This window comes from Bradyrhizobium sp. Leaf396 (genome assembly GCF_001424605.1).
GTDB classification, from domain to species: domain Bacteria; phylum Pseudomonadota; class Alphaproteobacteria; order Rhizobiales; family Xanthobacteraceae; genus Bradyrhizobium; species Bradyrhizobium japonicum_C.
On record NZ_LMQJ01000046.1, the window covers coordinates 1 to 11,084 of the forward strand.

General features: G+C 64.3%; 11 protein-coding genes. 9 read left to right on the forward strand and 2 right to left on the reverse strand.

Features of this window, described 5'->3' with window-relative positions; translation table 11 throughout:
- Window positions 1-350 precede the first annotated feature (350 nt).
- The 4 genes from ASG57_RS29180 (at window position 351) to ASG57_RS29195 (ending at window position 3,123) form a co-directional block, all read left to right on the forward strand.
- Window positions 351-1,010, forward strand: a complete 660-nt coding sequence (locus ASG57_RS29180) for a glutathione S-transferase family protein (RefSeq protein WP_024341040.1) — start codon at window positions 351-353, stop codon at window positions 1,008-1,010.
- Window positions 1,011-1,280: 270 nt separating this feature from the next.
- Window positions 1,281-1,484: a hypothetical protein gene (locus ASG57_RS29185; RefSeq protein ID WP_029674288.1), complete on the forward strand. Its 204-nt coding sequence runs from the start codon at window positions 1,281-1,283 to the stop codon at window positions 1,482-1,484.
- Window positions 1,485-1,638: 154 nt separating this feature from the next.
- Window positions 1,639-2,640 carry a hypothetical protein gene (locus ASG57_RS29190; RefSeq protein WP_024341042.1) on the forward strand — a complete coding sequence of 334 codons (1,002 nt, stop codon included), beginning with the start codon at window positions 1,639-1,641 and terminating at the stop codon, window positions 2,638-2,640.
- A gap of 42 nt (window positions 2,641-2,682) precedes the next feature.
- Window positions 2,683-3,123 (forward strand): DUF1489 family protein, encoded by a 441-nt coding sequence (locus ASG57_RS29195; RefSeq protein ID WP_024341043.1) that lies wholly within the window; start codon window positions 2,683-2,685, stop codon window positions 3,121-3,123.
- A 63-nt stretch (window positions 3,124-3,186) separates the two neighbouring features.
- Here ASG57_RS29195 and panC read toward each other — a convergent pair whose 3' ends face one another.
- Complete coding sequence (gene panC / locus ASG57_RS29200; RefSeq protein ID WP_024341044.1) at window positions 3,187-4,038, reverse strand: pantoate--beta-alanine ligase; 852 nt, start codon at window positions 4,036-4,038, stop codon at window positions 3,187-3,189.
- Window positions 4,039-4,315: 277 nt separating this feature from the next.
- Between panC and ASG57_RS29205 the strand changes: the two genes are divergently transcribed.
- The 4 genes from ASG57_RS29205 to ASG57_RS29220 all read left to right on the forward strand — a co-directional run bounded on the left by ASG57_RS29205 (window position 4,316) and on the right by ASG57_RS29220 (window position 8,124).
- Window positions 4,316-5,239 (forward strand): division plane positioning ATPase MipZ, encoded by a 924-nt coding sequence (locus ASG57_RS29205; RefSeq protein ID WP_024341045.1) that lies wholly within the window; start codon window positions 4,316-4,318, stop codon window positions 5,237-5,239.
- A gap of 345 nt (window positions 5,240-5,584) precedes the next feature.
- Window positions 5,585-6,445, forward strand: coding sequence for an alpha/beta fold hydrolase (locus tag ASG57_RS29210; RefSeq protein ID WP_024341046.1), 861 nt, complete (start codon window positions 5,585-5,587; stop codon window positions 6,443-6,445).
- Between the two features lie 135 nt (window positions 6,446-6,580).
- A complete protein-coding gene (locus ASG57_RS29215; RefSeq protein WP_057198547.1) occupies window positions 6,581-7,330 on the forward strand; it encodes a hypothetical protein in 750 nt (249 codons plus the stop codon).
- 68 nt (window positions 7,331-7,398) lie between these two features.
- Window positions 7,399-8,124, forward strand: coding sequence for a DnaJ domain-containing protein (locus ASG57_RS29220; RefSeq protein ID WP_024341047.1), 726 nt, complete (start codon window positions 7,399-7,401; stop codon window positions 8,122-8,124).
- Window positions 8,125-8,346: 222 nt separating this feature from the next.
- On the opposite strand, the gene ASG57_RS29225 is transcribed toward ASG57_RS29220, so the two are convergent.
- Complete coding sequence (locus ASG57_RS29225) at window positions 8,347-10,203, reverse strand: D-alanyl-D-alanine carboxypeptidase (protein WP_024341048.1); 1,857 nt, start codon at window positions 10,201-10,203, stop codon at window positions 8,347-8,349.
- Between the two features lie 387 nt (window positions 10,204-10,590).
- Here ASG57_RS29225 and ASG57_RS29230 point away from each other — a divergent pair, with 387 nt between their 5' ends.
- A complete protein-coding gene (locus tag ASG57_RS29230; RefSeq protein WP_024341049.1) occupies window positions 10,591-10,929 on the forward strand; it encodes a phasin family protein in 339 nt (112 codons plus the stop codon).
- The last annotated feature ends 155 nt before the right edge of the window (window positions 10,930-11,084 follow it).

The window sequence follows — 11,084 nt, forward strand, 5'->3', positions numbered from 1 at the left end:
GAGCGCGGCATAAGCCGTCCGACCATCGCGCAGGGAAGGCCGTGTGTTGGGCTTCACCTGTATGCTGCTGTGCGGTTTCCTGCGTGCACCTTTTTGCGCAGCAGACCGCGGGTGCGAGGTCAGCACCCGGCCTTCCCTGCGCCCTCTTGGACGAGAGGGCGGAGAGATCAAGCAAAGCTCGGCTGGATCAGCCGCGAGATCGGGAAGGTGTGCAAATTGGAAATGCATGCTGAGGCGCCATCGCCGACCGCAACGATTGTCATGCATGATCAAGGGCGGCAACGATTGATCGACGGCAGTCGTTGGCGCTAAAACGAGCGCACGCTGGGACGCCTCGGAGGACCGATGACATGGCTGCGCTGAAACTTGCGATCGGCAACAAGAATTACTCGTCATGGTCGATGCGGCCCTGGCTCGCGCTACGGGCCAACGACATTCCTTTCGTGGAGACGCTGATCCCGCTTTACACCGATGATCCCGCCGACAAGGAACAGATCCTGTCATTCAGCCGCGCCGGCAAGGTGCCGGTGTTGGTCGACGGCGACATCACGGTCTGGGATTCGCTCGCGATCATCGAATACATCGCCGAGCGCTATCCGGAAGTGAAGCTGTGGCCCGACGATGTCGCTGCGCGCGCGCATGCGCGCTCGGTGTGCGCCGAGATGCATTCCGGCTTCGCCGCTCTGCGCAACGAATGCGGCATGAACCTGCACCGGCCGATCCGTCCCGTGGCGCTGTCGGCCGACGCCAAGTCCAACATCGCGCGCATCGAGGAGATATGGCGCGAGTGTCGCACCCGCTATGGCGCGACGGGTCCGTTCCTGTTCGGCCGCTTCGGTGCGGCCGACGCCATGTATGCCCCGGTCGTGCATCGCTTCCGCACCTACGCCATCGAGGTGGCGCCCGACACCAAAGCCTACATGGAAACGATGATGGCGTTGCCGGCCTTCCAGGAATGGACGCGTGAGGGGCTCGCCGAAACGCTTCGGATCGCGAAGTTCGAGGACTGACCGGCGCTGGCCGGGGCAGAAGGCTGGTGGCTGGCGGCCATGCCGCCGGAGAGCTGCGACAGCCTGCGACATGCCGCCGAACGAGCGCCGCCGGTGGTATCATCGGCCCGCCGCCTGTCCAGCTATCACCCTGAAATGCCAGCAAAATTTGAGCGTTTGCCATTCCGGCTCGGCGCTGGCCAAAACGGCCGGGCGCGTGCTATACAGCCGCCCGGGTTTCCGGCCGGCCATCGCAGTGGGACACTGGGCGAGGCAGGCGCTGTTTGAGTAATGGAGAGGGTGTTGAAGCACAAATTCCCTGTGGGATCGCGCGTCCTGTTCACGGCCAGCAATGTTGCGCGCCCCGCTGCGAGTGGCTCGTATGAGGTGATCCGCCTGCTGCCGACAGAAGGCGACGACTGCCAGTACCGGATCAAGAGCTCAACCGAAGCCTTCGAGCGCGTCGCCAAGGAAAGCCAGCTCGCGCTCTCCTGAGGCTGCCCGCACCTGCGCATTGGTGCCATCAGGAATTTGTGTCCTGCCGCCGTCAAAAGGCCCGCTTCACCTTCACATGGTGAGTCGGGGCAGTTGCCGACTCGCGGTGCTCGCTTGACCATTCGCTCTTTGCTCGCGTGAGGGGACGCCGCGCATGAACTGGGCATGGGCCACTTCGCTCGAACAAATCTGGATCTCGCCGGCCTTCCCGATGTGGATGACGCTGGCGGCCGCCGGATTTTTCGGATTGATCCTGCTGATCACGCTGATGCGTGCCGACAGGTCGGTCGCCAACGGCGCGCTGACTGTCATTACGCTGCTATCGATCGCGATCGCCGGGGCGGCCACCGTGCGCGTCCAGGGACCGGAAGGGCAGCCCGCTCCAGCCGAAGCGCGCGCGCAAGTGGCGGTGACAGCAAGCCTGCCGGCGCTGTCCTGCCTCGACGATCTCGCCGGCGATGCCGTCGCTGCGGGATGTGAGAAGGCGCTGTTCGGCGCGCCGGATGCCGCCGCTGCGGCCGTCTCCTACACGGCCGCCAGGATTGATCGGCTGACCGCTCTTGGCGACGTCGCCACGGCCGAGCCGGGCCTGACATTGGACATGAAGGTGCTGCGCAAGTCGCTCGAGCGTGATCGCTACGGCCTTGTCGCGCATGTGCTGATCACGCGCGATGGCTGCACGCCGTTCGATTGCGCCGCGTTCCGCTCGCTGACCGACCAGCAGCATGTCGCCGCCAACATGAGCTCTCATCTCTACGACACGCTGATCGCGCGCTATGCGCCGGCCTGGAATGCGCCGGCAGCGGCATCGGGGGTGCCGGTCACCGCCGCCCTTACCGGGCTGCCGCCGTCGCTGCCGACGGGCAAGCCGACCAATGCGGAGTTCCCGAGCGCTTCATCGACGCCGCCGGTGAGCATCATGAATCCAGAGCCGACGGCAACGACGCGGCAGGCGGCGCCCGCCGCAAGTGCCGCGCCGGCCCCGCGTGCGCCCGCCCCGACTTCGGCACATGCTGCAGCGCCTGCGGCACCAGCACCAGCTGCGGCTGCGAAGAAGCCACCGGCACCGAAGGCGGCACGGGCTCCCGCCCCACCGGTTCCGCTCGCGCCTCCGCCGCCAACGACGGCTGCGCCCGCGGCTGCGGATAACGAGTAGATCGGCATTTCCAATGCCCTGCTGCCCGGCTAATGCTTGGGCATGCCGCTACATCTGATCAAGCTCGCCGTCGGCTGCGACTCCGTCAAGGAACTGAAGGAGTGGGTGGCCGAACGGATGCAGACCGCCAAGAAGAAGGGTCTGCCGCAACATCACATCCACATCACCCGCATGGTGCCCAAGCGCGACGCCGAGATCCTGGCGGGCGGATCGCTCTACTGGGTGATCAAGGGCGAGATCGCCGCGCGGGAAAAGATCATCGGAATCGAGCCGTTCCGCGACAAGGACGGCATTGGCCGCTGCCGGATCGTGATGCAGCCGAAGGTGATCTCGGTCTCGCCGCGGCCGATGCGACCGTTCCAGGGCTGGCGCTATCTCACCGACGATTCGGTGCCTGCCGATCTCGGCAAGTCCGCAGCCGGCTCGATCGCGGCGATGCCGGAGCCGATGCGGCGCGAACTGCGCGAGCTCGGTCTGCTCTAAGCATGGTCCCGGAAAAGCGCGCAGCGATTCTCCGAAAAGATCATGCTCAAGCAATAAGCTGCTTCAGACCGCGATATTGTCGATCAGCCGGGTGCTGCCGAGCTTGGCCGCGACCAGGATCCGCAAGGGGCCGTCCTTGCGCGAGGTGACCGGCGCCAGTGTCTGCGCATGGCGGAGCTCGTAATAGTCGAGCGCAAAGCCCGCCGCCTTGATCATCTCGGCGCCGCCGGCCATCGCCGGCGCAATTGAATCGCCGGCACGGATGCGACCGGCGCTCTCCTTCATGGCACGGTAGAGGACCGTGGCGGTCTGACGCTCCTCGGGCGAGAGGTAGACGTTGCGCGAGGACATCGCGAGCCCGTCGCGCTCCCGCACGGTGCGGGAGCCGATCACCTTGACGCCGAGGTCGAGGTCGCGCGCCATCTGTGTCACGACCCGCAACTGCTGGAAATCCTTCTCGCCGAAGATCGCGACGTCCGGCCGGCACTGCGTGAAGAGCTTGCCGACGACGGTGGCGACGCCGCCGAAAAAGTGGGGGCGGAAGCGGTCCTCGAGGCCGGCCAGCGCCGGTCCTTCCGGCACGATGCGGGTGGCAAAGCCCTCCGGGTACATGGCCTCGACGCCCGGGTGCCAGACGATATCGACGTCCTCGGCCGCGAGCTTGGCGATGTCGGCCTTCCAGGTGCGCGGATAGGCGCCGAAATCCTCGGTCGGGGCGAATTGGGTCGGGTTGACGAAGATCGACACCACGACGCGGCTGGCGCGCCGCTTGGCGAGGCGAACCAGCGACACATGTCCGTCATGGAGGGCTCCCATGGTCGGGACCAGCGCGATAGTGGCCTTTCTGCTGCGAAGATTGTCTATGGCGCGTCGGAGTGCGGGGACCGTGCGGACGATCAAGGGGGGTGATGACATCAGGACTCGACAGTGTTGAGAATCGGCGCGGGCGCATCCTGGCGCCCGCCATAACCTTAACAAGGGGCGATGGTGGACGCCATGCATCCGGATGCGGCACAGCATCCCGCGCGACATCGCACTCAGTCTTGGCAAGTGGATGGATCATAGACGAAAGACGGCGACGCGATTCATGATGAAGCCGGGCGCGCTGCCATTTGCATGACCTGTCACGCATTTCACTTGACCGCAGACGCGGTCAACTCGAAGATATTCATTGAGGGTGTTGAGGAGCGCTATGCTTTTGCAGGCTAGCCAAGGCCAATCCGGCTCGGCGCATGTGGTTGTGCTCGGCAACGAGAAGGGCGGCTCCGGAAAGTCGACCACTGCCCTGCATATCGCCGTTGCGCTCCTGAAAGCCGGCCAGCGTGTCGCCACCATCGACCTCGACTGCCGTCAGCAGAGCTTCACCCGCTACATCGACAACCGCGCGGCCTGGGCGCGTCGCACCAAGCTCGACCTGGAACTGCCGGTGCATCGCTGCATCAAGCTCGGCGAGACCATGCAGATCGCGGAGAACGAAAACTCGGAGTTCCAGCAGTTCATGGAAGCCGTCTCGGCGGTCGAGAGCAGCTTCGACTTCATCGTCATCGATACGCCGGGCACCGACAGTTATCTAATGCGGCTTGCGCATTCGATGGCCGATACGCTGGTGACGCCGATCAACGACAGCTTCCTCGATTTCGACGTGCTCGGCACCGTCGATCCCGCCAATTACGCGGTGACCGGCGAGAGCCACTATGCCGAGATGGTCCGCGACGTCAGGCGCAAGCGCCGCCAGCTCGACGGCGCAACCACCGACTGGATCGTCGTGCGCAACCGCCTGTCCATGCTCGGCTCCCGCAACAAACAGCTCGTCGCCGAGGGTCTGAAGGATTTGTCGCTGCGGCTCGGCTTTCGCTACGTCGACGGCTTCGCCGAACGCGTCGTCTACCGCGAATTCTTCCCGCGCGGCCTGACCGCCCTCGACGAGATCGACGAGGCCACACTCGGCATGCGGCCCAATCTCGGCCATCTTACCGCGCGAGAAGAGGTGACGAGCCTGCTGCGCCAGCTCAGGCTGCCGCTTGACGAGCGCGGGCGCCGCCGCGCGGCCAATCGTGCCGAGTGGTTCAGCCAGGTCGACCAGCCGCTAGAGGTCCACGATATCCTCGGCGCTTGAGGCCGGCGGTACGGGGCTACTTCCAGGCGAGCGAGGCGACCGCCTGCCGCGGGAACCCGGCATGCGACCGGCGCGTTTTCATCCCACGTTGACTACGAAATTGAACCCAATCGAGACTGGTTGCGTCGGATGGTAAGCTGCACCTGACGTGGTGGTATGACGATGAGGTGCTCATAAAACGTGTGCGACGCACAATCGAAGGGCTGCGAATTCACACTATTTAGCCTTCCTGTCACGCTGCTGTGACATATATTGGGGAATAGGCGAGAAGGGGCCGAAGAGCTCCGGAAGAACACGATTTTCAACAGGGATTCAGGCCGCCAGGGCCTCAGGCTGAGGACGAAAATGAAGCGTGGAATTGCCGTTCTGGTTTCGGTCAGTGCTCTCTGCGGCATCGCCTATTTCACGGCGAGCAAGTGGGCGATCAAGCACGAGACAGTCACCTTCTACGATGCCTCGCGCGACAATCGTCCGGTGCCCGTCTACGTCGCGGTGCGCCGCGACAAGGAAATGCAGGCCAATGCCGGCATGATCAAGCTGCCGGTTGCCGTGATCAATCATGGCAACACCGTCAAGAATACCGAGTACGGCTTCCTTGCGAACATTTTCGCTGCGCGGGGCTACATGGTCTTGAGCCCGCAGCATGACTTGCCGACTGATCCTCCGATGGTGACAAAACCCGGCGAGCTCTACGTCGGTCGGCTGCCCCAGATTCTGCGCGGTGTCGCCAATATCCATCTCGCGATGCATGAGATGAAGAAGGTTCAACCCAACGCCGACTACGACAGGGTGACGATGGTCGGCCACTCCATGGGGGGCGACATCACGATGTACTTTGCCAAGGAGTATCCGGACGAGGTCAAGCGGGTGGTCACGCTCGACAACCTGCGCGTGCCCTTCGTCACCGCCGGCAAGTTCAAGATCCTCTCGTTCCGCTCCCAGGATCCGCAATTCAAGACCGACGCTGGTGTGCTCCCGACGGACGAGGAATGCGAGAAGGCGGGTATCCAGGTCGTGAAGACCGAATTCCAGCACAACGACATGCGCGACACCGGTCCGGATGTGGCCAAGAGTTCGATCCAGAGCATGCTCGACAAGTTCCTGAGCGCGACCGATAGCGACGTGGCGCCGGTCGACACGCAATCCTCGCCGCCCAAGATCCTCGAGCCTGGTCCGGTCGCCCTGATGGCACCCGCCAAGAGCTGACGCAGAAGAACTGCCGTTACTGCTCGATTGTAACGATCGCTTAAGCCTCCGCTGGCGCCGCCTGCGGAGGCTTTGCACATTGACCGGACGGGATGCGCTGACCACATTATCCCATTACCCAGGGTGCAAGCAGCGATGTCGGGCGAACCCATCAAACCACGCAGTCGCGATGCCGTCAGGGCGCAAGCAGACGGCACGCTTCCGCGTGTGGGGACGTCCACCTCGGAGGACATCGCGGCCTTTGTTGCCAAGGCGCGGGCACTGTCGCCGCATGCACCAGGCGCGAAGGGGCGGCTGATTTTCGCGCTGGATGCGACCATGAGCCGGCAGCCGACCTGGGACATGGCCTGCGCGCTCCAAGCTGAGATGTTTCGCGAGGCCGCGGCTCTCGGCAGTCTCGATATCCGGCTGGTGTATTATCGCGGCTTCAGCGAGTGCCGCGCTACGGGTTGGATCTCCGACAGCACCAAGCTGGCGGCGCTGATGAGCAAGATCGATTGCCGCGGCGGCGATACCCAGATCGGCAAGGTGCTGGGCGAGGCCCGCCGCGAGGCGGTTGCATCCGGCGTCCGGGCCGTGGTCTTTGTCGGCGACGCCATGGAGGAAGAAATCGGCGAGCTCTGCGCAAAGGCTGGCGAGCTTGGCATGCTCAAGGTGCCCGTCTTCATGTTTCAGGAAGGCCATGATCCCATCGCCGAGCAGACCTTTCGCGAGGTCGCGCGTCTGACCGGCGGTGCCTGGTGCCGATTCGATCCGGGTGCTGCCGCGCAACTGCGGGAGCTGCTGCGGGCAGCCGCGGCCTATGCGGCGGGCGGACGCGAAGCGCTGCTGCAGCTGGCGAAGAGCGCAAGCGGCGCGGCCAAGCTGATCGGCCAGATGAAGTAGCATCTGGCGCGGCCCGCGACGTCCGTGTCTGCGATGCAATTTGCGCGAAGCGCGACTATATTCCGGCCATGACCCTGATTGCCGGCGCTGTCGCTGTTATCACACTTTACCTGCTGCTCCAGATGTTCCGCTCCGCCAATCCGGCGGCGCTCGCGCGTGTCGTCAAGTTCGGTGGCGGCGTGCTTGCGCTGGCGGTCGCAGCCTTCACGGGTTTGCGCGGCGAACTGGCGGTTGCGATTCCGCTCGGAATTTTTGGCGCCGGGCTACTCGGCTGGACCCCGTTGGCGAATGCCGGCTTCGGCAATGTCGGAGGATTGTTCGGCGGCGGCGCGACGCGCCCGTCCGGTCAGGCCTCGCGGGTGCGCTCGCAATTTCTGGACATGCGGCTCGACCACGATTCCGGCCAGCTTACAGGTCAGATCGTCGCAGGGCCTCACGCCGGGCGCGATCTCGGCGAGTTCGATCTTGCTGGCCTGCTGGAACTGGTCCCGACCTTCGACGGCGAAAGCGTTGCCTTACTTGAAAGCTATCTGGACCGCCGGTTTCCCGCTTGGCGTCAGAACGCGCAGAGCGATGCGGCAGGGGGGCAGCGCCGCACGGCGGCGAGCGGCAAAATGACGGCGGAGGAGGCCTATCAGATCCTTGGCTTGCAGCCGGGAGCGAGTCGCGACGACATCAGCCGGGCGCACAAGTCCCTGATGAAGAAACTCCATCCCGACCAGGGGGGCTCGACGTATCTCGCTGCCCGGGTAAACGAGGCCAAGGATACTCTGCTTCGCACGCATAACGGCTAACTCCGGCACAACGCTACAAACGCCCGTACCGCGTGAGCTCCGTTTGCTCTGTCTTCCGTCGCCCCGATGCCCGCCGTTGCCGGCGTGGTCGATCCCTTGAGCAAAGTCTTAACCGTAAATCCTTGACGAGAGGTTTTCGCGCAGCAGCCGAGGCTTGCGCCGTACCCCCAAAACAAAAATGCCCGCGCAACGCGCGGGCATTTTTTTGAGGAATGGAGGAGATCAGTTGCGCACGGTGATGCAAGAGATCTCGGCGCGCTTTAATGTGCGGCAGACCGCTTCGGCCTGGTCACGCTCGAGGCCGGCGAAGCGGGCACGGTAGAGCTTGCGATTGTCCTTGGCGACAACCGGCTCGGTGAACGGGTCTGCCCTGCTCAGCAGGCCGCGGGCGGAGCTGCGCGCGGCGTCGATGCGCTGCTGAGCTTCGGTCTCGCTCTCGAGCGCTCCGACCTGGACGATCCAGCCGCTGTGAGTGACGGCCGGCTTGGAGTTGGTGCTCATTTGGACCGGGTGTGACGCCGGGTCGGCAGACGCGAGCTTTGGAGCGGCGGGAGCGGGAGCAGCCGCGGTCGCGGCCGGGAGCACCCCAAGGATGCCGTTGCCGGTGCCGAAGCCCGCCGGCTGCCGCGGCAGCTCGGCCCGGACCATCTCGGCCTTCGGCGCTTCCGGCCGGCTCACCGGCTCCGGCCTGTTGATGAGATCGGCCCTGGCGACGACCGCGCCGGAGGTTTCCGCGACCTCGGAGCGGGGCGGGATCGTGCTGGTGACCGGCGGCGCGGCCTGGACGGCGACCTGGGCCGGGGCGGCGGAGGCGACCTTCACGGCGCCGGCCTTGACTTGAACGGTCTTGACGCGAACCGGCTTCATTGGCTCGGAGGAGCCGGGAATGATGGAGAGCGGCTGGCTCGAGATCACGCCGTTGGTGAGCGGCGCTGGCTCGACCTTGGACTCCGTCGGCCGAACTTCGGGCTTGGCAGCTTCAGATCTGGACGGGGCGGGCGGTATTGCGGCAGTCGCAGCGGCCAACGTCGATAGACGTGCGGCAAGGCGCGACGGGGCAGCCTCCGAAGCAGGGGCCGCGACGGCCTGGACCTGCGGGGCGGCGCGGGGTGTATCCGACGCATCGGCGATGGTACTGACGTCGGCGTTGTTGCGCTCGGTAACGGCGGCGACGGTGTGGACGGTTGCGCCCTTCTCGAGGTTCTCCGCGAGAAGGTTGCGCATGATGGCGTCGCGTGAGCCGCCGCTGCGGCCGCCGAGCACGACACCGATCAGGTGTCGGTTGCCGCGACGCATCGAACTGACGAGATTGAAGCCGGAAGCGCGGGTGTAGCCGGTCTTGATGCCGTCCACGCCCTCGACGCTGCCGAGCAGGCGGTTGTGGTTGCGGATCGACTGTCCTCGCCAGTTGAACGTCGAGGTCGCGAAATAACGATAATAGCGGGGGAAGCGCTCCTGAATGGCGCGACCGAGCGTGGCCTGGTCGCGCGCGGTCGTGACCTGCTCGTCATTGGGAAGGCCGTTGGCGTTGCGATAGACCGTCCGGGACATGCCGAGCGAGCGCGCCTTGCGCGTCATCATCTGGGCGAAGTCGTTTTCGTTCCCGGCAATCGCTTCCGCGATCACCACGGCGGCGTCATTGGCTGAGCGGGTGACGAGGCCCTTGATCGCGTCTTCGACGCGAATGGTCTGGCCGGCACGCAGATTCAGCTTGGTCGGATCCTGATCTGCGGCGTGCTGCGAGACGGGCATCTCGGTGTCGAGCTTCAGCTTCCCGGATTCGAGACGCTCGAACAGCAGGTACAGCGTCATGATCTTGGTCAGGGAGGCGGGATGGCGGATTGCGTCAGGGCTTGTTGCCTGGAGCACCGCACCGGAATTGCCGTCGACGATGATGGACGCGAATTTCGGGCTGGAGCTCTCCGACACGTCGCGCTGCACCTTGTGGTGCGTATAATGGCGCCGGTGACGCCGCGCCTCGGCAGCGTCAGTGGTGAGGATGATCGCGGTGGTGACCGTAAGAAGCCCGAAAACGCCAACCCGCGCCCAACGCGAGGAAGACAAGTTTTTACGAAGCATGGAACCCCGTCCCCGTTTCTGACTTGATCACCGGCTCGTGAGGCGAAATTGTGCCCACCGGACCCGGGATCTTTACCTGCTCAGGCCGTCCTTCCGCTGTTGTCCGTCGCGGAGGACGTTGGACCCGAGCCGCTGTTCTGGCTAAGGCGATGTTCTGAAACGGCTTTAGCCGCTCGCGGAAGTGAACACGTCCAGGGAATCAAGGTAGGGGGCCGCGGTTTCCAAAAGCTTAAGGAACTATTGCGGGAAACCTCCGCAATCGCTGCGATTTGCGTCGACATTTGTGCGTTGCACAAAGATTCTTGACTTTTTTGTGCGTTGCACTATTTTTGGGCGTGGTCAGGGAGCCGGGGCTTCCCGACGCGAGCCAGGGAAAAGGATTCCGACATGTTCAAGGTTGAAGATTTTCAGAACTACGGGAAAGAGCAGTTCGAGCAGTGCGTTGCCTCCGCGACCTCGGTGCAGCACGGCCTCCAGGCGATCGCCAGCGCTTATGGCGACTACACTAAGAAGTCGTTCGAAGACACCAAGTCCTTCGTCGAGAAGCTTTCCGGCGTGAAGTCGCTGGACAAGGCCATGGAAGCACAGACCGATTTCGCCCGGTCCGCCTATGAGACCTTCGTTGCGGAATCGCAGAAGATCGCCGGCCTCTACAGCGACCTCGCCAAGCAGGCGTTCAAGCCGGTCGAAACCATCGTGTCGAAGTTCACCCCGGCCGCGAACTGATCCGCTCAACACGCTCCTAGAGCCAAAAGCCCGGCCACACTCAGGCTGTGTGGAAACGATTGGAGGCTCCGGGTAACCGGGGCCTCTTTTGCTTCAGGTGCTTTCAGGCTGCGGCGGTTTTGATGTTGATGGCGCGGAGGATGTTGTAGGCGAGG

Bases quoted from the DNA above. Each gene is read 5' to 3' on its own strand.
- ASG57_RS29205 (WP_024341045.1), top strand. From the start codon at position 4,316: ATGCTTTTGCAGGCTAGCCAAGGCCAATCCGGCTCGGCGCATGTGGTT.
- ASG57_RS29215 (WP_057198547.1), top strand. From the start codon at position 6,581: ATGTCGGGCGAACCCATCAAACCACGCAGTCGCGATGCCGTCAGGGCG.
- ASG57_RS29230 (WP_024341049.1), top strand. From the start codon at position 10,591: ATGTTCAAGGTTGAAGATTTTCAGAACTACGGGAAAGAGCAGTTCGAG.
- ASG57_RS29195 (WP_024341043.1), top strand. From the start codon at position 2,683: ATGCCGCTACATCTGATCAAGCTCGCCGTCGGCTGCGACTCCGTCAAG.
- ASG57_RS29185 (WP_029674288.1), top strand. From the start codon at position 1,281: ATGGAGAGGGTGTTGAAGCACAAATTCCCTGTGGGATCGCGCGTCCTG.
- panC (WP_024341044.1), bottom strand. From the start codon at position 4,038: ATGTCATCACCCCCCTTGATCGTCCGCACGGTCCCCGCACTCCGACGC.
- ASG57_RS29180 (WP_024341040.1), top strand. From the start codon at position 351: ATGGCTGCGCTGAAACTTGCGATCGGCAACAAGAATTACTCGTCATGG.
- ASG57_RS29225 (WP_024341048.1), bottom strand. From the start codon at position 10,203: ATGCTTCGTAAAAACTTGTCTTCCTCGCGTTGGGCGCGGGTTGGCGTT.
- ASG57_RS29190 (WP_024341042.1), top strand. From the start codon at position 1,639: ATGAACTGGGCATGGGCCACTTCGCTCGAACAAATCTGGATCTCGCCG.
- ASG57_RS29210 (WP_024341046.1), top strand. From the start codon at position 5,585: ATGAAGCGTGGAATTGCCGTTCTGGTTTCGGTCAGTGCTCTCTGCGGC.
- ASG57_RS29220 (WP_024341047.1), top strand. From the start codon at position 7,399: ATGACCCTGATTGCCGGCGCTGTCGCTGTTATCACACTTTACCTGCTG.